The following is an 18440-nucleotide window of genomic DNA, read 5'->3' as shown; positions in this document are numbered from 1 at the left end:
GTCCAAAATAGTTGAGTGAAGCCATGAGTCTATATGCAACCCAAGATGAGAAAAAACAAGCAGCAGCCAAAGCCGCTTTAAAACACTTGCCAAAAGGGGGCATTTTAGGCGTAGGTACAGGCAGTACTGTAAACTTTTTAATTGACTTATTACCTGAGCTGCAATTGGAAGCTGCGGTAGCCAGTTCAGAAGCAACTGCACAGCGTTTGAAAAAGCTCGGCATTGAAGTGGTGGATATGAACTCTGTCAGTGGTCTGGATGCTTATGTTGATGGTGCAGACGAAATTGATCGTCATATGCATATGATCAAAGGTGGCGGCGCAGCATTGACACGTGAAAAAATTGTTGCCTCTATTGCGAAAAAATTTGTGTGTATCGTGGATGATTCAAAATGGGTTGGACAATTGGGTCGTGAGTTTCCGCTTCCTGTAGAAGTGATTCCAATGGCGCGTTCTGCGGTTGCGCGTAAAATCGTATCTTTAGGTGGCGATCCTGCTTATCGTGAAGGTGTGGTAACTGACAACGGTAACGTGATTTTAGATGTATATAACCTCAATATTCTGAATGCGCTTGAACTGGAAAAAACCTTAAACGATATTCCGGGCGTGGTGTGTAACGGTATCTTTGCGATCAACAAAGCAGATATCGCAATTGTCGCGACGGATAACGGAATTGAAGAGCGTACAGCGGTTTAATTTTAAAATCTCCCCAAATCCTGAACAGAAGTTAAAGTACTGCTTTAACTTTTGTGCAAGAAAAGCCTCATTTTAGATTTTTTAAGAGGAGCTTTTCTCCCTCCTTAATAAAGGTGAGTAGCACTGCTACGCAAGGGGGAGGATTAAAAAAATGATTAAATATAAAAAATGACCTTATCCGACCTACCCGAAATTCAAATCACCCGAAATGTCCGTTCAACACGGTTACGTTTGCGTGTCGATGCAACACAGATTCGCCTTACAGCACCGGTTTTTTGCAGCAAAAAACAGATACAGCATTTTATTGAACAATCTGAAAGCTGGCTGATTAAAACCTGGCAATCCCAGCAGGAAAAAATCGAAAATATTGACCGGACGCTACCGAGTGAGCTGCGGTTATTCAATCTAAAAGCAGCAGTAAAAATTTCTTATCACAGCCAGAAAAACAACTTTATTTTTAATGATGAAAATTTACAGCTTCGGATCAGTGACCGACATCCTGAAGAATATTTAAAAACTTTCGTGATTGCCTACGCAAAAGAACAGCTTCCTTCATATTTAAATCTCGTCTCACAGCAATGTCATTTGCCTTTTAAAAACTGCAACATTAGACATCCCAAAACCCGATGGGGCAGTTGTTCTGCCAAACATGACATTATGTTGAACAGCGCGCTGGTATTATTTCCTGAACAAGTCGCGCGTTATGTCGCTGTCCATGAACTGGTACATACAAAGCATTTTGATCATAGTCCACGGTTTTGGGCAGAAGTTGCCAAGCATGATCAGCATTTCCAGCAGCATCGTATAACGCTGAAAAATACGCCGTTGCCATATTGGTGGGGTGCCTAAAAGCATAATTAATAAGTCCATATAACTCTATTAAAATAGCCTAAGCAATCTATGCATTTAATCCTCTAAACCGGCCTTATCCTACTGATCAATTAAAAAACCAGCAAACCCCAGTGAAATGGTTTAGAAAACCTCAACTTCCTGTCATACTAGGCCTTATAAAGGAAACATTTATTTGAGGTAATCATCGTGATTTCAGTGGGTATTGTGGGTGGTACGGGTTATACAGGCGTTGAACTTTTGCGTCTTTTGCTACGACATCCAGATGTAAATGTAACAGCACTGACATCACGTACTGAAGCAGGTCGTCGTGTAGATGACATGTTCCCAAGCTTGCGCGGGCATACCAATCTTAAATTTTCTGATTTGAGTCTGGGTTTATTAAAATCATGCGATGTGGTGTTCTTTGCAACGCCGCATGGTGTCGCAATGAAACATGCCGAAGAGCTGGTTGCTGCAAATACCAAAGTGATCGACTTAGCGGCAGATTTTCGTTTACAAGATCTTGAACAGTTTGAAAAATGGTATGGCATGCAACATGCATGTCCAGAACTGTTAAAAGATTCTGTTTATGGTTTATCTGAGCTAAATCGTGAAGAAATTAAAAAGGCCAGTGTGATCGGGAATCCGGGGTGTTATCCAACTACAGTTCAGTTGGGTCTGGCGCCAGTCTTAAAAGCGGCTGAAGCATTGGTGAAACCTGAAAGCATTATTATCGATGCCAAATCTGGTGTATCAGGTGCAGGTCGTAAAGCCAGTCTGGGCATGATTTATTCTGAAAATTCCGATAATTTTAAGGCCTATGGTGTAGCGGGTCATCGTCATCACCCTGAAATTGTCGAAGCATTGGAAAAAATTTCAGGTCAAAAAAATGTGTTTGATCATATTTTATTTGTACCGCATTTGGTGCCGATGATTCGTGGTATGTTGTCGACCATCTATATCGATTTAACTGAAGCAGGCCAATCAGCAGATTTACAAGCGCTATATGAGCAGTTCTATGCCAATGAAGCATTTGTCGATGTTATGCCGGCGGGTAGCTCACCCGAAACCCGTTCAGTGCGTGGAGCGAATCAGTTGCGTATTGCCTTGTATAAGCCACAACCAACGAAACTGGTTGTACTGGTTGCACAAGACAATCTGGTAAAAGGGGCAGCAGGTCAGGCTGTACAAAACATGAACCTGATGTTTGGTTTTGCTGAAGACGCTGGCTTAAATAATATTGGTTTATTACCATAAAAAACGTATTAGAACTTCACACACATTTAGATTTGCATTTAAATGTGTGTCTTGATTAAAGCAAACAAGAGATCAAAATGCCGAATAACGAGTCAAATACGACGCTTCCTCAGGAACCCGGTACTAAGAAACCATTCATGAAAGGCAATACCCCCTTAGCCATTGGTGCGGCTGTATTGATCTTAAGCAGTGGCGTACTCGGATATACCGTAGGACATCGTCAGGGTTTGACTGCGGCGGGTTATGATGCGGATGCAGAGCAACTGGTCGATGTGGTACAGACTCAGAAAGCCAGTCTGGAAACACTGAACAAGACGCTGAATACTGCGGTTCAGGAGCGTGATCTGGCGGTCAGCAATGCCAATGATCTGTATCTGGCCATGACCAAGGCACGTGATGAACAGGTGCAGGCCGAAAGTGTGGGAACCATTTATCGCGAAATTTTGCGTCAGCGTGGTGGTTTGGCATTGGCGGTTCAAAACCTGTCGATTAAACCATTACCCGAAAATGCCTTTGAATACCAGATTGATCTGGTTCAGGTCAGTCCAGGCAAAAGTCGTGCTTCAGGTAGTGTGGAACTGCGCCTGATTAAAGGGACTGAAATTCTGGTGGTACCACTGGAAGATAAAAACTTTAATTTTGAAAATTATGAGCGACTCACTGGCCGCTGGACCATGCCGAAAGGCTTTAAACCAGAATTTATTGAAGTGCGTCTTACTGGTGCCAAGCCTGTGATTCGTCGTTTTAGTTGGGAACAGGGCAAAGCAGTCGAAAATCAGTCTGCCACCTTGTCAGAAATTCCGAAAACCGAAGCAAATGCAAATTAAGTGTGAAATATAAATCTTATGCCAAGCAATAAACGTCAAATGTGTTTAAGTGATATTAAAAATTCTTTTAATGAGTCTGGAATCGTTGATTGGCATATCAGCCCACGTTTAGCAAATGAACCCTCTGAAGACGGTGATTCTGACCTAGCTGTACAGACTGCACCGCCAGAACTGAAACGTCCACCGTTGTATGCGGTTGTTTTATTAAATGACGACTATACGCCGATGGAGTTTGTAATTGAAATTTTACAACAATACTTTGCAATGAATCTTGACCAAGCTACACAAGTAATGCTAACTGTACATTATGAAGGAAAGGGTGTAGCTGGGGTTTATCCTCGAGACATTGCGGAGACCAAAGCGAACCAAGTCAATAATTATGCTCGATCACAAGGTCATCCGTTACTTTGCCAAATAGAGCCTAAAGATTAAGGGGGTTACATGCTCAGTCGTCAATTAGAAGTATCACTACGTTTGGCTGTCAGCATGGCTCGTCAAAAGAGACATGAGTTCCTGACCGTAGAACATTTATTGTTAGCCTTGCTCGACAATGATTCAGCCGTGAATGCTCTCAAAGCATGTGGTGCGGACATCATCGTGTTGCGTAAGGAATTAGAAGAGTACGTAGAACAACATACCCCTAAACTTAGTGAAAATAGTGATCAGGCACCACACCCGACAGAAAGCTTCGACCGGATCTTGCAACGCGCGATTTTTCACGTGCAGTCAAGCGGCGGCGATCGTACTGTAGAAGGTGCTGATATTCTGGTTGCCATGTATTCTGAGCGTGACTCATTTGCAGTCTATCTGCTGAAACGTCATCAAATTAACCGTCTGACCCTGACTCAGTACCTGTCTCATGGTACCCGTAAAGAAGATGTACAGTCTGAAGAAGAAATCGAAGATCTAGATGGCGAATCAGCATCTTCAGCAAGTTCAGGTCCACTTGAACTTTATACCACTAACCTGAATGTTGAAGCACAAAAAGGTAAGACCGATCCACTGATTGGTCGTGAAAAAGAAATCGAGCGTGCCGCGCAAATTCTTTGCCGCCGTCGTAAAAATAACCCACTCCTTGTCGGTGATCCAGGTGTCGGTAAAACCTCGATTGCTGAAGGGCTGGCTTGGTTAATTGTCAATGGTAAAGCGCCAAAACCACTGGAAAATGCTGAAATTTTCAGTCTGGACATTGGTGCTTTGGTGGCAGGAACCAAATACCGTGGCGACTTTGAAAAACGCTTGAAACAGCTTTTAAATGCGTTGAAAAAGAAACCTGAAGCAGTGCTGTTTATTGATGAAATTCACATGATTATTGGTGCAGGCTCGAGTATGGGCAGTACCATGGATGCATCGAATCTGATCAAACCGGCGCTGGCAAATGGTTCTTTACGCTGCATCGGGTCAACCACATTCCAGGAATACCGTCAGGTCTTTGAGAAAGATCATGCTTTATCGCGTCGTTTCCAGAAAATTGATGTGAATGAGCCATCTATTTCTGAAACTATTGATATCCTACGTGGTCTGAAATCGAAGTTTGAAGATTTCCATCATGTGGAATATGAAGATCAAGCCTTAGTGTCTGCGGTAGAACTTTCTGCGAAATTTATCAACGACCGTTTCTTGCCAGATAAGGCGATTGATGTCATTGATGAAGCCGGTGCTCAGCGCCGTCTCAAAGCAGAACAAGATGACAGTTTAATCACCGTAGAAAATATTGAAGACATCGTTTCTAAAATTGCGCGTATTCCTCCGAAAACTGTCTCTAAAGATGACAAGAGTGTGCTGGAAAATCTTGAGCGTGATTTAAAACGTGTGGTCTTTGGTCAGGATGAAGCGATTGAGGCCTTGGCTTCTGCAATTAAACTGTCACGTGCCGGTTTGAAGTCTCCAGATAAGCCTGTAGGTAGTTTTGTCTTTGCGGGTCCTACAGGTGTTGGTAAAACCGAAGTGACCAAGCAGCTCGCGAAACAGATGGGTGTGGAACTGGTTCGTTTTGATATGTCGGAATACATGGAACGTCATGCAGTGTCACGTTTGATCGGTGCACCTCCGGGCTATGTCGGTTTTGATCAGGGTGGCTTGCTCACCGATGCGATTCACAAAAATCCGCATTGTGTGCTGTTGCTAGACGAGATCGAAAAAGCGCATCCAGATGTATTTAACCTGTTATTGCAGATCATGGACCATGGTTCATTGACTGATAATAATGGACGTAAATCTGACTTCCGTAACGTGGTCTTGGTACTGACTACCAATATTGGTGCTGAGAGTATTTCTCGTACTAGCATCGGTTTCATGGAACAAGACAATAGTAACGATAATCAGGAAGCGATGAAGAAAGCCTTCTCGCCAGAATTCCGTAACCGTCTTGATGGCGTGATCCAGTTCAAGGCATTACCAAGCAGCATTATTGAAAATGTTGTAGATAAATTCCTGACAGAACTCCAGGCACAACTGGATGATAAAAAAGTCATGCTCGAAGTGGATCAGAGCGCACGTGAATGGATGTCTGAACATGGCTATGACCGTTTGATGGGTGCACGTCCAATGCAGCGTCTGATTCAGGAACACCTGAAAAAACCGCTGGCTGAAATGATCCTGTTTGGCGAACTGGCTGAAAATGGCGGTAATGTTGCAGTGTCTGTTAAGAAAGAAAATGGTAAAGCTGTCGGCTTAAAACTTGAAGTCTTTGAAGACCAGACTGCTGAACCCGCCTAATGAACGAAAAGGATTAAACCCGTGCTTGCACGGGTTTTTTCATGTGTTCATGTTTTAAATCATTAAATTCCTTCAAATAGTTCAATAAATAAATTATGGAAATTCAAGTTAGCAAGCTGTTCACGACATTTTTACTGTTTTTAGTCACGGCATTGATGGAAATTTTAGGCTGTTATTTTCCTTACCTGATTTTAAATCAGGGGAGAAGCCACTGGTTATGGATTCCGACAGCTCTGGCTTTAGCGGCTTTTGTCTGGCTGTTAACCTTGCATCCAGCTGCTTCAGGACGAATCTATGCCGCTTATGGCGGTATCTATATTTTTTCAGCGCTAATGTGGTTGCGCTTCGTTGATCAAGTGACTCTATCGCGTTGGGATCTACTTGGTGGCATGGTGGTAATACTGGGCGCGTTGATTATTATTTTGCAGCCGCAAGGCTTGGTGCGTTAGCAAGATATAACAGTAAACCTTATTAAAAAAGGCAGCCACAGCTACCTTTTTTTGTTTTTGGATTTTTTAATTTCAAATCAAACTTGATGTCTTATTTAGTTAGATTATTTTAATTTACAATCTTTCTGGGAAATATCAGTTTTATAGGTTTGTGTCTGCGAGTTCAGGCTGAGTTCAACCTTGTATGGGTTCTCAATCTGATAGCGATGTTCAAAGAAAATTTCACAATTATTGAGCAGATTATTGCGAATGACTTTCATCACTTCTTTGCGCCCCAGGTCTTTTTCAAACTGGCTAAAATCGGGCGTGATGATCATGCCTTTCAGTGTGGTTTTATTGGCACTTAACTGTAATTGTTCAATAATCGTATTTTGATCAATCTGCAACGGTAAAGTTCTGGAATCTTCTGCACTGAGCACTGCGAGTAATTCATTCAGTTCAGCTTTTTTCTGAATTTTAAATTTGCTGTCAATAATATTTTTTTCTTGAAGATATTGGTCAAATTCAGAAGCATGCACCGGTAAGGCAGCACTGCTAAAACCAGTCAAGAGTGCCAAAGCCCAATATTTTTTTTGCATTGTATAAAATCACTTTTTATTCCATTTCAACAATGATTATAAGAGCTGAGACAAAAAAAGCACCAGAGATTGGTGCTTAATTTGTGAAGATTCATCTTAAAAAATTAGTCTTTTTTCAGATTTTCATTAATCAGAAATTCAACCAAGGCTTTTTGCGCGTGAAGGCGATTTTCCGCTTCATCCCAAACCACAGCATTTTTATGGTCAAGCAGATTTTCTGAAATCTCTTCGCCACGATGTGCAGGCAAGCAGTGCATAAACAAGCAATCCGGATGTGCAAGATCCATCAGACGTTCATTCACCTGATAATCTGCAAAGGCTTTTTCACGGATCTTTTGTTCTTCTTCCTGGCCCATGCTTGCCCAAACGTCAGTCACGATCAGATCAGCATTCACCGCTGCATCTTCAGCAGAAGGAACCAGTTCCACACAATGGGCAAATTCAGACAGGAATTTTTCTTGTGGCTCATAGCCTTTTGGCGCTGCAATTTTCAGATTAAAGCCCCACATATGTGCAGCTTCAATATAAGAGTTACACATATTGTTGCCATCACCAATCCAGGCAACAGTTTTACCTTCGATTGAGCCACGTTGCTCTACATAGGTCTGCATGTCAGCAAGTAACTGGCAAGGGTGGTGGTCATCAGTCAACGCATTAATCACTGGAACTTTTGAATAAGATGCAAAACGCTCCACGATATCATGGCCGAAAGTACGGATCATCACAATATCCAGCATGCTTGAAATCACACGTGCAGAATCTTCAATCGGTTCACCACGACCTAACTGGGTATCGCGTGAAGACAGGAAAATCGCGCTACCACCAAATTGGCTCATGCCAGCTTCAAACGAAACACGCGTACGGGTACTGGATTTTTCAAAAATCATGCCCATCACTTTACCCACAAATGGTTGGAACACTTCATTGTTATGCTGTTTGCGCTTAAGCTCAATTGCGCGTTGCAAAATCTGGTTAAGTTCTAAAGTTGATAAATCGCGTAAGGTGAGAAAGTGACGGAGAGCCATTCGTTACTCCACAATAATTGCCGAAAAACTCGATCAACAATCAGTTGTTGGTTAGTTTAAGAAAAAATACGGAATCGGCTAATATACTATAAGCAATGAAAAATGCAAAAAAACTAGACTTTTTGATGACCGTCTAAAAAGCGATCCACACAATAACTGATGTATTTGTCGATTTCCTGATCATCTTCCTGTACCGGAATTCCCATCAGAATACGCCATTCCAGATTGCGCAAAATACCGAAATACAGCTGCGCCGAATATTGTGGATTTTCGCAATGCAATAAACCTTGCGCATCTGCCTGTTCTAAAGCCTTGGCAATGGCACTTTGCACATGCACTGGGCCTCGCTCATGAATATGCTGAGCAAGTTCAGGATTACGCTGGCTTTGTTCCAGCACCAGACGCATAAAGGCCGAGTTTTCCGGTTGCATAATCTGGTGATAAAAATTAAGCAACGTGTGTACTAAATAACTACGAAAATCCAGTGCCATCAGTTCGATCGGAATACTGATATCTTCAAAAAACTTGATACGACGATAATCGCAAATGGCTTTAAACAAGCCTTCTTTATTGCCAAAGTACTTATAAATAGAGGCTTTAGAGCCACCGGCATGCTGGACGATATCATCCAGAGACACAGCATCATAACCCCGTTCCAGAAATAGCTCGGTTGCACTGATCAGCAGCGCAATACAACGCTCATGACCACGTTTGGTCTGTGGCAGATCTTTGGCGAGCGGTTCTAGGGCGAGGTCTTGCATAGGAGATAGTACATCAACATGTCAATAGAGATTGAAACGCCATCATAGCAAATATATGCACATATTTCATAATTGCGCCAGATAAGTGCGCTATTTGCTAATTAGGTAAAGCAAAACTTAAAAATTTGACTAAAGTTTTAGAGTATTTGTTCTATCGGGTTATGGAATGAGCAAGCCAAATGAGTATACTCGAATTTCAATAATTATAGCCAAGACTGTGGAAAAGGAAGATGACAGAACAAATGTCTGCAGGTTTAAGATTTAGACAAGCGCTTGAAGTCGAGAAACCATTGCAAATTATGGGCACAGTAAATGCCTATGCTGCCATGATGGCCAAACAGGTCGGTTATAAAGCCATTTATTTATCAGGTGCGGGTGTCGCGAATTATTCTTATGGTTTGCCTGATCTGGGCATGACCAGCCTAGATAATGTTCTTGAAGATGTACGCCGGATCACTGAGCGTGTGGATACACCTTTGCTGGTCGATATCGATACCGGTTGGGGCGGTGCATTAAATATTGCCCGCACGATCAAACAGATGACTGCTGCAGGAGCCGCTGCGGTTCATATTGAAGATCAGGTGGCACAGAAGCGTTGTGGTCATCGTCCAAATAAAGAAATCGTATCGCAGCAGGAAATGGTCGATCGTATCAAAGCGGCTGTAGATGCGAAAACCGATTCAAACTTCGTGGTGATGGCGCGTACCGATGCGCTACAAAAAGAAGGCTTGCAAGCAGTGATTGATCGTGCTTCTGCCTGTGTTGAAGCGGGTGCAGATGCGATCTTTGCTGAGGCGATGACCGATATCACCATGTACCGTACAGTGTGTGATGCGGTCGGTGTTCCAGTCTTGGCAAATATTACCGAATTTGGTGATACACCCTATTATACGGTAGATGAACTGGCTGAGCAGGGTATTGGCATGGTGCTGTATCCATTGTCAGCGACACGTGCAATGCAAAAAGCTGCACTTGAAGTGATGCGTTCGGTGCGCGAACATGGTACTCAGGTAAATGTGCTGGATATTATGCAACAACGAAAAGAACTCTACGAATTTTTAGATTATCACAGCTTCGAAGACACATTAGATAAACTGTTTAAACAGGAGAATTAAAAAAATGGCTGAAGGAAAAGTACTCACTGGCGCAGGATTGCGCGGACAAGTGGCAGGTAAAACCTCACTTTCAACAGTAGGCAAAAGTGGCGCAGGTCTGACCTATCGCGGTTATGACGTGCAGGATCTGGCTGAACATTGCCAGTTTGAAGAAGTCGCTTATCTGATTTTCTTCGGAGAATTGCCGACTGCAGAGCAATTGGCTGCCTACAAAGCCAAACTGAAATCCTTGCGCACTTTATCTCAGGCATTAAAAGAAGTCCTTGAGCGTATTCCTGCGGATTCGCATCCAATGGATGTGATGCGTACTGGCGTTTCCATGCTGGGCAATCTTGAAACTGAGCAGTCTTTTGAGCAGCAACAGGATATCGCAGACCGCATTTTGGCAACTTTGCCGGCAATCATTTGTTACTGGTATCGTTATAGTCATGACGGCGTACGTATTGAAGAAAATACTGACGATGATTCGATTGGTGCACAGTTCCTGCATCTTCTGCATGGTGAAAAACCAAATGAGCTACATGAACAGGTAATGAATGTTTCCTTGATTCTGTATGCAGAGCATGAATTCAATGCTTCGACTTTTACCGCTCGTGTGTGTGCATCAACGCTGTCAGATATGCATTCCTGTATTACCGGTGCAATCGGTTCCTTGCGTGGCCCTCTACATGGCGGTGCCAACGAAGCTGCGATGGACATGATCGAAAACTGGAAGTCGCCTGAAGAAGCTGAACGTGAAATGCTGGGTATGCTGGAACGTAGAGAAAAAATCATGGGCTTCGGTCATGCGATCTATAAGGACAATGATCCGCGTAATGGTATTATTAAAGTCTGGTCGGAGCGTTTAGCCAAAGATGTCGGTGATACCGTACTTTATCCAGTGTCAGTGCGCTGCGAAGAAGTCATGTGGCGTGAGAAGAAATTATTCTGTAATGCGGATTTCTTCCATGCTTCGGCTTATCATTTCATGGGCATTCCAACCGAGTTGTTTACCCCGATCTTTGTTATGTCACGTGTGACAGGTTGGGCAGCGCATGTGATGGAACAGCGTGCAGATAACCGTATTATCCGTCCAAGCGCGGACTATACCGGTCCAGAACTACGTAAAGTAGTGCCAATCGCTGAGCGTTCTACAGCGGCTTGATCCGTAAATGTCCTAGAATAAAAATAAGGTCTCAATTGAGACCTTATTTTTTTTAGTGAATTCTGTTATCGACTTAACAGTGCCGGATCTTCAATGCTATAACCTGTTTCAAAAGGAATACCCAGATACTTTACTATTACCAGGGTTTTATTCTGTTTCGGAACTTTATAGGCCTGGCTAATTTTCAAGCCTTGCTGATAACTGACTGCTTGCTGAACCGGACTTTTTTGTAAGCTGGATTTTACTTGATATTGATAGGTCCATTTTGGCACTTTTTCCTGAGGATCATGCCAGGCAGGCGCGCTACCTTTTTTTGTCTTTAACACCTTAAGCTGTAGTTTTGATTTTTGAATTGGATTTAATGGAACTAAACGTTTTTTGATTTTGGCAATGTCCTGATCAAACTTGCGACTGTCTTGATCATAATCGATGCGCTTGGTTTTAGGATTGATATATAAGGAATTGACCTGAACCAGTTGATTTGGTTTTTGGGATTTAAAATTATAATAATATAGTTGAGGCAAGCGTCCACGACCATCAAGATAATGACGCATGATATAAAGCTTCTGTTCTTTGACTTCATAGCCTAGAACTTCAATATTTTGTGGACCGCCTACGGTAGCGAAAGCCAGAGTGGGCAAGCTCAGAGGGAGCAGGAGCAGTGCAGTTTTAATATTCATGGTCATTCCACCCTCAAAAAAATAGATTGGCATTTGATCATGCCAATCTATCTTAAAATACGGTAGAAATAATGAAGCTTATTCAGGCTATACAGTAACTTTGAAAGCTTAGCTGTTATTCAACAGATTCATCATGTCATGTGCAACCACAGCTGACAGTTTGTTGAGGCGTTCAAGTGGCGAGCCTTTGAGATAATACTGGAACTGATGGATTTGCGTGCCGTCATTAATGGCCACAAAAAATGTTCCTTCCGGTTTCTCTGGTGTCGCGCTACCACCTGGTTTAAGTAACCCTGTACAGGCGATAATCCAGTCAGCATCACGGAACATTTTTTTACCTGCTTCCGCCAGAGCAACTGTTACCGGCATAGATTCCGCAGTATGACTATTGATCAGATTCTTGGAAATGCCCAATACTGAAGTCTTGACACTTACATCGTAACAGATCAAACCACCAATCAGAATTTCGGCACCTTCTCCTTTACAAATGGAGAACTGGCTACTGAGATATCCAGAACTTGCGCTTTCGATACAGGCAATTTTTATGTTTTTCTCTTCGAGTAAGCCGCAACAGGTTTTTATCATAGTCTCTATATTTTCTTTGTGGGAGTGATTTTAGATCAATTTAGACAGATTTTTTCTGTCGATCAACTCCAAGTATATTTATATTTTTATGAAAGTTAAAATTTTTTTCATAGATTAGTGTAATTTCATGTTGATCTGATCGCAAAATCTGAATGGTTAAAGCTTGGGCTATTTTCAAAAATAGAGGTTTCTTCTCAGGCGGAACAGTGGTAAAAATAAAAATAAAGTGCTTAGTGAAAGTAGGGTGTTGGAATGAAAACCACAGTAAAATATGTAGTCTTAAAAAGTCTTGACTATCAATTGGGTACACCATTATTTCAGGAAGAAATTGACGCTGATGGTCAATATTTTGATCAGATACCAAGCACAATTTCTTATCAGAACTTACAGTTCAAAGTAAAAAGCAAAGAGCTTAAACGTTTGCATCTGGCCGAAGAGCAGGAAGATACTCAAACGATTATCGTCAAAGTAGTCAATATCTAATAAAAACTGAATAGAATAAGCCTCTTTTAAAGAGGCTTATTTATTATAAATAGATTAATAAATATAATTACAAACAATGATTTGACCTAAGTTAATACCAAAGTAATAGCTAAAACTATTTGAATTAAAGTCAAGATAAATTCGAAACAGCTTAATTGTTATTGGTGAGGTCATGTTAAGTATCGTATTTCCTCACAGTTAAGAACATTCAAAAAGAATTGTATTTTTAATGTTTTATTTAATTTTTTAAAAATATAGAAGATTTAGATTTGTTTTTTTATATTTATAAATATCAATAGTATAGTTATTAAGTGGTTCTGTTTAATAACGCTTTTTAAATTTTATTAAAAATTTTCCTATATATGAAATAGGACTTAAGTTATTCCTTTTATTGGATAATAAATTTTTGACCTATAAAGTCTTTCATTATGTTTCTGTTGCATTATATCAGGTAATTTATGTTGCGCATTAATCTCCACTTCAAGTACTTATCTTACTATTTTTTACATTGAATTAATCTGTAACAGGTTAAAGGTTGGCGAAATCTGAAAAATGCGTAGAGTAGATATTAAGTCGAAACCTATCGGCTTTTAATTTAAAGCAAATAGTAAGGAATACCACCATGGCTAATAATCAACAGCAAGACCAACAGAAACAGCAACAGCAACAGCAACAGCAACAGCAACAGCAAAATCAAGATCAGCAGCGTCAACAAAACAACCAGAAAAACCCAAATCAGCAACAAAATAACCAGCAACAACAACAGCCGCAGGGTGGTCAACACAACCAGCAACAGCGCGACCAGCAGCAACAAAACCAGCAAGGCCAACAGCAACAACAGCCACAGCAAAACAGTAACCAGCAACAACAACGTTCACGTAATCAACAAGATCAGTGAAAGCCACAGCGTTAATCTTTTTTAAGAGATATGCTCTTCATAAAAAAACCGCCTGATTCAGGCGGTTTTTTTTATATTTCATTGCACGATTAGACTAAGTATTTATTAACACTGAATATTGGCTTTTAGCTTGTAGAAATTCAAGGCATTGTCTAGGTCGGTGAGCAACTCTTTTTCTGTATATTCCTTGGGTGCAAGTTTTAGCAAGGCAGGCATATAGTTATTTTTATATTCTTTAGGATATTGTTCACACAGGATACGTGTTCTTTCTTCCAGACTAATTGTTGAAGAGTCAAGTTTGTCCAGATAAGCACTCAGTTGATTATCTGATTGTTCAAACTGCACTTTAATGTTTGCATCAGCTTCTGCTGCACTCTCTGCTTGCTGTTTTTGGCAGCCGCTTATTGCCAGACTCATCAATAAAGTAATTAGTATGCGATTTTTCATGCTGCCAAAATATTGTTATTGCTCATATGAAAAATTATAGAGAGAAATGACTAAAAAGAAAGCAGGGATCTATAAACTTTATGAGACATTGAACATTCATAACATCCGATATTGACTGAAATAAGGAATTTTCTCCTACAAATCTGAATTAACCTATTCTCATTTATAGGTTTAGCAATTCTTTTTGGGTTTTGGTTATTTAATCGTCTTATTTGCCCATTAAAAAGATTTTTGGATAAATTATAGTCATTTAATTAACAAAAGTAATGGTTTTTTCATATTTTGAAACATTGCATCTATATATCCTACACAGATTGGCTGCATGGCTAGTGATATCTTGGCGTCATTCTAAGAACTTAATGAAAATAATTAAAAATCAGCACATTATAGGGCCTGTTTAATTTAGGAGAGTTAAACAGGCTTTTTCTTTTCCGTCTTAAATCTGGTTTTTTCTTTGCTGATTGTATTTTTTGCTCACTCTCTTTCACATAAGTTTTCATACACAACATAAAGCCTGAAAATTCACTCAGGAGAGATACATGAATAGATGTTATTTATATATCTCTTTTCACGAAAAGACAGGACAAAGCTATGATGAGATGTATATGCGCATTTGGCATGGGCGTGATGGTCGGCTGTTGTTTTAAATCTTGCAAAGAGAAAATGTGTCAGATGATGAGCAGCAAGCATTGTAAAAGTGATCATTGTAAAAAGGATCAGACGACTCAAGCTGAAGAGCCTGTACGAACTTAGCCCCAAAAGCTTCAATTTTACTTAAAGGCTAAACAGAGCTGAGTACTGAAGTTGTTCTAGATCGCTGATCCAATCATTTTGTATTGAGTCATTCTATATTTAAAGCAATAAAGCTTGATCCTGGATTGAGCTTTTTACACTCAGGAGAAAAACATGATGCAATTTATATTTTGTTTATTTGGTCTTCATGGTGCGACTGAAATTAACTACACGTGTGACCATGATGAGGTCAAACAGTGTCGTGATTGCTTGAAAAATATTGAATAATGTGCCAAATCATCAGACATATTAATGAAGATCAATCCCCGTTCAATCATCAGTTGGCGGGGTTTTTCTTTACTGATGAAATTTTTGGATCTAAACATAATTTCTCACAAGGAATACTTTATAAAAGAATCATTTCAATAGGATCAATAGGATTACGTTTTGATAAATTCTTAGCTGCTTAGAACTGGAATACAATAAAATTTATGCGTGTGATCACCCATGCTCGAATTCTTGAAGCAATTCAAAAGAGGCCACAGGCTGAAACTGCATTAGCTGGTGGGGATTGACTGATTAAGGCCAAGCATCCTAAAGGTTTTACTGAAATGAAAAGACTTTTTCCGGCAGTGGATAAGCTTAGAAAATTTCATGTATTCGATATCGGCTCGCACGCGAATTCATATTCTTTGCTGTACCATCTACGATCAGGCTGAACAGCTTATTTGCTCAGATGGACTTCAGGAATTGTGAAATGTAAAAGAGCACTTGAAGGAAAGTTTGTCTTTTAAAAAAACTGAATGTGCAACATAAATAACATTGATGTTTAGCAGCAGATGTCATATTTATCTCTTAATAGATATATGAAGGAGATGCATATGACAAATAAGCCAGAGCAAGAGCAAGAATCAAATCCCCATAAAGAATCGAATGACGATAAAGGTAATCAGGCATCTTATAAGCATGTCAAACCAGAGAAAAAACCCAATGCAGAACCGGAAAATCCATTGAGAGAGCAAAAATAGCTTTTTCATATGGACGAAGCCCTAACTTGGTTTAGGGCTTTTTAATTTCCCGATAAACCTTGATCTCTAGGCTTTGCAATAAATTCATCTTTCATTTCAAAGAAAAATTCATGGGCTTGTTCATGATCGCAGTGCAACCAGTCATGTCGTGATTCTTCCGGAATCACAATAATCGAGCGTTTTTCGTCATTCGGGTCATGAAACTGTTTCATAAAGGGATGTTGATCTGAATTTATGGTCAGCATCGAAAATGATCTGATTTTCTCACCATCAATGTGTGCGTCATCATAAATCGCCGCCACGGTAAAAGGATTGCCATCTTCACGTGAAATGCCAAACCAGTGCGATTTACCGTCTATATATTTAGGTTCATAGAATGTATCGACGGGTACCAAAGCAAACTGGTTGTTTTTCCAGGCATGTCGGAAACTCGGTTTGGATGCCACTGTTTCAGTCCGTGCATTATAGGTATGCCGGCCATATCTCAATTCTTTCGCCCAGGCTGGAATCAGTCCGAAACGTGCGATATCCAGCTCAAACTCATCAGCACCGCGCATAATGATTGGGGCTGGCGCTAAAGGATAAACATGCGGTTTCATGCCCAGTTCGAGTTGCTCTTCATGAATATCTAATAAGGAAAGACGTTTTTTTGAGGGAAATTCATAGTTCGAGCACATAAATAACCTCTTTCATTCTAATTATTATTTGCTAAAGAATTAAAGTATAAAAATGATGGGCTCAAAACAATTCGAAATCGTAAGTATAGTTTTAACAGAAAGTAAGAATACGGATTAATATTAGTTTATCCTCTTTATAGAATAGTGCTCCTTTAAAGGACTATTCTATAAATATGAAGATTAAAATATTTGAGTTTTTAATGATTAAATACAAAAGCTCACCGGGTTATTTTGTAGGGCAGGTGTTCAAAGCTTTCCCTTGTTCCACTGAATGGATAAAGTTTCCAATTAGAAATTCACTCTGTCTTAAGGAATCACGATGATCTCCATTTTTGACGAGATGGAAGGCGATAGATTTCTGCTTCGTACATACCTGCTGATAGTAAGCATAAGTACCACGATCATCGACCAGTTGATCTTTCTCACCTTGTACCAGCAGAACCGGCACAGTCGGTGTCATATTCTCAATAGACTGTTCTTTTAAATAATTTGTCAAAGGTGCCAGATTTACATTTGATTTAAAGACAGTCTTAGGTGCTTGTTTTAGGTCCGATTGTAATTCTGACAAACAGCGACTGCGTGCATGATTAAGAATTTCTCCCATTTCTAGGCTAACTAAATTTGCTGGAGCAAGCATCGGGTCTGCAGCTTCTGCTCCTAAAAGCACAATTGGAAAAAATGCGGCGACATCAGTCGTGATTTGCGAATTGCTAGCAACATATTCAGCGATTCCTTCATATTGATAACCGCCTGGTGCCAGTGCAATTGCCCCGCGAAGATCAAATTCAGGTGCATCTTTTTGACCGGACGCTGCAACTTTAAGAGATGCTGCACCTCCTTGACTATGACCCATAACATACCAATTTTTACTAAAGTTATAAGGCTTTAAATGGTGGATCGCTCGTACAGCATCAACGACAGTATGCAACTGGCTTCGCGCATTCATATAAGGATGACCGCCCGGAGTGCCTAAACCTTGATAATCAGGTGCAACGACTGCATAGCCGCGAGCGAGCCAGGCATTCAATGCCTTAGCTGCGATTTGTTGATAGACATGGACTGGCCCACCCATATAATCGCCAGAGGGTGCACATGTATCAGCAACGCCAGTTGTACCATGCGCCCAAGCCAGAACAGGCCATCCATCTTTAGGGACTTTGCCTTTAGGTAACAGGATATAGCCTGAAGTGACGATGGGCTCGGATTTTGTGCCACGACTGCGATAATTGATTAAGAAACGTTGTGAGGCATTCGTAAACAGATCAGTATTTTGTTCTTGTAGAGATAATATTGTACCCAGTATTTTTTCAGAAATATTAGATGTTTGGATTTTGCTGTTATCGGGAAGTGGAGGAGAGGCTATTGCATATGTTGAACCTGAACATAAACAGCTCATGATTAATTTAATAATAGGAGATTTAATTTTCATCGCTGAAACCATTTTCCTTTTTATAATGTCATTTTTAATGTAGCAGCTTTATTTATGTTTCTAAATTAACTCTGCACAGAG

At 40.6% G+C, this 18440-nt stretch carries 20 protein-coding genes; 12 read left to right on the top strand and 8 right to left on the bottom strand.

Going from position 1 to position 18440, the window contains the following annotated elements; genetic code table 11:
* Positions 1-23: 23 nt before the first annotated feature.
* The 7 genes from rpiA (at position 24) to FTT86_RS09030 (ending at position 6777) form a co-directional block, all read left to right on the top strand.
* Positions 24-695 (top strand): ribose-5-phosphate isomerase RpiA, encoded by a 672-nt coding sequence (gene rpiA, locus FTT86_RS09060; RefSeq protein WP_004279784.1) that lies wholly within the window; start codon positions 24-26, stop codon positions 693-695.
* A gap of 168 nt (positions 696-863) precedes the next feature.
* Positions 864-1544, top strand: coding sequence for a M48 family metallopeptidase (locus FTT86_RS09055; RefSeq protein WP_180038697.1), 681 nt, complete (start codon positions 864-866; stop codon positions 1542-1544).
* Positions 1545-1727: 183 nt separating this feature from the next.
* Entirely contained in the window at positions 1728-2783 is a 1056-nt protein-coding gene (gene argC / locus FTT86_RS09050) for an N-acetyl-gamma-glutamyl-phosphate reductase (RefSeq protein ID WP_171057010.1), read from the top strand.
* A 77-nt stretch (positions 2784-2860) separates the two neighbouring features.
* Positions 2861-3610: a DUF6776 family protein gene (locus FTT86_RS09045; RefSeq protein WP_004279781.1), complete on the top strand. Its 750-nt coding sequence runs from the start codon at positions 2861-2863 to the stop codon at positions 3608-3610.
* A gap of 18 nt (positions 3611-3628) precedes the next feature.
* Positions 3629-4042: an ATP-dependent Clp protease adapter ClpS gene (gene clpS / locus FTT86_RS09040; protein ID WP_004279780.1), complete on the top strand. Its 414-nt coding sequence runs from the start codon at positions 3629-3631 to the stop codon at positions 4040-4042.
* A gap of 9 nt (positions 4043-4051) precedes the next feature.
* Entirely contained in the window at positions 4052-6328 is a 2277-nt protein-coding gene (clpA, locus tag FTT86_RS09035) for an ATP-dependent Clp protease ATP-binding subunit ClpA (RefSeq protein ID WP_180087302.1), read from the top strand.
* 95 nt (positions 6329-6423) lie between these two features.
* The gene (locus FTT86_RS09030; RefSeq protein ID WP_180087303.1) at positions 6424-6777 is read left to right on the top strand and encodes a YnfA family protein; all 354 of its coding nucleotides are present in this window, start codon (positions 6424-6426) and stop codon (positions 6775-6777) included.
* A 104-nt stretch (positions 6778-6881) separates the two neighbouring features.
* Here the strand turns inward: FTT86_RS09030 and FTT86_RS09025 are convergent, their stop codons facing one another.
* The 3 genes from FTT86_RS09025 to FTT86_RS09015 all read right to left on the bottom strand — a co-directional run bounded on the left by FTT86_RS09025 (position 6882) and on the right by FTT86_RS09015 (position 9141).
* On the bottom strand, positions 6882-7355 hold the full coding sequence (locus tag FTT86_RS09025) for a hypothetical protein (RefSeq protein WP_180087304.1): 474 nt from the start codon (positions 7353-7355) through the stop codon (positions 6882-6884).
* Positions 7356-7459: 104 nt separating this feature from the next.
* Positions 7460-8380, bottom strand: a complete 921-nt coding sequence (gene argF / locus FTT86_RS09020) for an ornithine carbamoyltransferase (RefSeq protein WP_004280178.1) — start codon at positions 8378-8380, stop codon at positions 7460-7462.
* A gap of 113 nt (positions 8381-8493) precedes the next feature.
* A complete protein-coding gene (locus tag FTT86_RS09015) occupies positions 8494-9141 on the bottom strand; it encodes a TetR/AcrR family transcriptional regulator (RefSeq protein ID WP_180181058.1) in 648 nt (215 codons plus the stop codon).
* Positions 9142-9371: 230 nt separating this feature from the next.
* Here FTT86_RS09015 and prpB point away from each other — a divergent pair, with 230 nt between their 5' ends.
* A complete protein-coding gene (prpB, locus tag FTT86_RS09010) occupies positions 9372-10256 on the top strand; it encodes a methylisocitrate lyase (protein WP_005107135.1) in 885 nt (294 codons plus the stop codon).
* A 4-nt stretch (positions 10257-10260) separates the two neighbouring features.
* Positions 10261-11400: a 2-methylcitrate synthase gene (prpC, locus tag FTT86_RS09005; RefSeq protein ID WP_180181057.1), complete on the top strand. Its 1140-nt coding sequence runs from the start codon at positions 10261-10263 to the stop codon at positions 11398-11400.
* A 65-nt stretch (positions 11401-11465) separates the two neighbouring features.
* Here the strand turns inward: prpC and FTT86_RS09000 are convergent, their stop codons facing one another.
* Together FTT86_RS09000 and FTT86_RS08995 are read right to left on the bottom strand one after the other, a co-directional pair.
* Entirely contained in the window at positions 11466-12086 is a 621-nt protein-coding gene (locus FTT86_RS09000) for an aminotransferase (RefSeq protein WP_180087307.1), read from the bottom strand.
* 102 nt (positions 12087-12188) lie between these two features.
* Entirely contained in the window at positions 12189-12665 is a 477-nt protein-coding gene (locus FTT86_RS08995; RefSeq protein WP_180181056.1) for a CinA family protein, read from the bottom strand.
* A gap of 252 nt (positions 12666-12917) precedes the next feature.
* On the opposite strand from FTT86_RS08995, the gene FTT86_RS08990 reads away from it, so the two are divergent.
* Both FTT86_RS08990 and FTT86_RS08985 read left to right on the top strand, forming a co-directional pair.
* Positions 12918-13148: a hypothetical protein gene (locus FTT86_RS08990; RefSeq protein ID WP_004280185.1), complete on the top strand. Its 231-nt coding sequence runs from the start codon at positions 12918-12920 to the stop codon at positions 13146-13148.
* 622 nt (positions 13149-13770) lie between these two features.
* On the top strand, positions 13771-14046 hold the full coding sequence (locus tag FTT86_RS08985; RefSeq protein WP_180181055.1) for a hypothetical protein: 276 nt from the start codon (positions 13771-13773) through the stop codon (positions 14044-14046).
* Positions 14047-14151: 105 nt separating this feature from the next.
* On the opposite strand, the gene FTT86_RS08980 is transcribed toward FTT86_RS08985, so the two are convergent.
* Positions 14152-14493, bottom strand: a complete 342-nt coding sequence (locus tag FTT86_RS08980) for a hypothetical protein (RefSeq protein WP_004646794.1) — start codon at positions 14491-14493, stop codon at positions 14152-14154.
* A 1613-nt stretch (positions 14494-16106) separates the two neighbouring features.
* Between FTT86_RS08980 and FTT86_RS08970 the strand changes: the two genes are divergently transcribed.
* A complete protein-coding gene (locus FTT86_RS08970; protein ID WP_004646799.1) occupies positions 16107-16253 on the top strand; it encodes a hypothetical protein in 147 nt (48 codons plus the stop codon).
* A 41-nt stretch (positions 16254-16294) separates the two neighbouring features.
* On the opposite strand, the gene FTT86_RS08965 is transcribed toward FTT86_RS08970, so the two are convergent.
* Positions 16295-16930, bottom strand: coding sequence for an SOS response-associated peptidase (locus FTT86_RS08965; protein ID WP_180087310.1), 636 nt, complete (start codon positions 16928-16930; stop codon positions 16295-16297).
* 226 nt (positions 16931-17156) lie between these two features.
* Positions 17157-18359, bottom strand: coding sequence for an alpha/beta fold hydrolase (locus FTT86_RS08960; RefSeq protein ID WP_180181054.1), 1203 nt, complete (start codon positions 18357-18359; stop codon positions 17157-17159).
* Between the last annotated feature and the right edge of the window lie 81 nt (positions 18360-18440).

Source organism: Acinetobacter sp. YH01021 (assembly GCF_013420255.1).
Classification (GTDB): domain Bacteria; phylum Pseudomonadota; class Gammaproteobacteria; order Pseudomonadales; family Moraxellaceae; genus Acinetobacter.
Note: the sequence above shows the minus strand (reverse complement) of the source record. Positions and strands in the feature narration are given on the sequence as shown.

Bases quoted from the DNA above. Each gene is read 5' to 3' on its own strand.
- FTT86_RS09045 (WP_004279781.1), top strand. From the start codon at position 2,861: ATGCCGAATAACGAGTCAAATACGACGCTTCCTCAGGAACCCGGTACT.
- FTT86_RS09030 (WP_180087303.1), top strand. From the start codon at position 6,424: ATGGAAATTCAAGTTAGCAAGCTGTTCACGACATTTTTACTGTTTTTA.
- rpiA (WP_004279784.1), top strand. From the start codon at position 24: ATGAGTCTATATGCAACCCAAGATGAGAAAAAACAAGCAGCAGCCAAA.
- clpA (WP_180087302.1), top strand. From the start codon at position 4,052: ATGCTCAGTCGTCAATTAGAAGTATCACTACGTTTGGCTGTCAGCATG.
- FTT86_RS09025 (WP_180087304.1), bottom strand. From the start codon at position 7,355: ATGCAAAAAAAATATTGGGCTTTGGCACTCTTGACTGGTTTTAGCAGT.
- FTT86_RS08990 (WP_004280185.1), top strand. From the start codon at position 12,918: ATGAAAACCACAGTAAAATATGTAGTCTTAAAAAGTCTTGACTATCAA.
- FTT86_RS08965 (WP_180087310.1), bottom strand. From the start codon at position 16,930: ATGTGCTCGAACTATGAATTTCCCTCAAAAAAACGTCTTTCCTTATTA.
- FTT86_RS08985 (WP_180181055.1), top strand. From the start codon at position 13,771: ATGGCTAATAATCAACAGCAAGACCAACAGAAACAGCAACAGCAACAG.
- prpC (WP_180181057.1), top strand. From the start codon at position 10,261: ATGGCTGAAGGAAAAGTACTCACTGGCGCAGGATTGCGCGGACAAGTG.
- FTT86_RS09055 (WP_180038697.1), top strand. From the start codon at position 864: ATGACCTTATCCGACCTACCCGAAATTCAAATCACCCGAAATGTCCGT.
- FTT86_RS08995 (WP_180181056.1), bottom strand. From the start codon at position 12,665: ATGATAAAAACCTGTTGCGGCTTACTCGAAGAGAAAAACATAAAAATT.
- prpB (WP_005107135.1), top strand. From the start codon at position 9,372: ATGACAGAACAAATGTCTGCAGGTTTAAGATTTAGACAAGCGCTTGAA.
- clpS (WP_004279780.1), top strand. From the start codon at position 3,629: ATGCCAAGCAATAAACGTCAAATGTGTTTAAGTGATATTAAAAATTCT.
- FTT86_RS09015 (WP_180181058.1), bottom strand. From the start codon at position 9,141: ATGCAAGACCTCGCCCTAGAACCGCTCGCCAAAGATCTGCCACAGACC.
- FTT86_RS08960 (WP_180181054.1), bottom strand. From the start codon at position 18,359: ATGAAAATTAAATCTCCTATTATTAAATTAATCATGAGCTGTTTATGT.
- FTT86_RS08970 (WP_004646799.1), top strand. From the start codon at position 16,107: ATGACAAATAAGCCAGAGCAAGAGCAAGAATCAAATCCCCATAAAGAA.
- argF (WP_004280178.1), bottom strand. From the start codon at position 8,380: ATGGCTCTCCGTCACTTTCTCACCTTACGCGATTTATCAACTTTAGAA.
- FTT86_RS08980 (WP_004646794.1), bottom strand. From the start codon at position 14,493: ATGAAAAATCGCATACTAATTACTTTATTGATGAGTCTGGCAATAAGC.
- FTT86_RS09000 (WP_180087307.1), bottom strand. From the start codon at position 12,086: ATGACCATGAATATTAAAACTGCACTGCTCCTGCTCCCTCTGAGCTTG.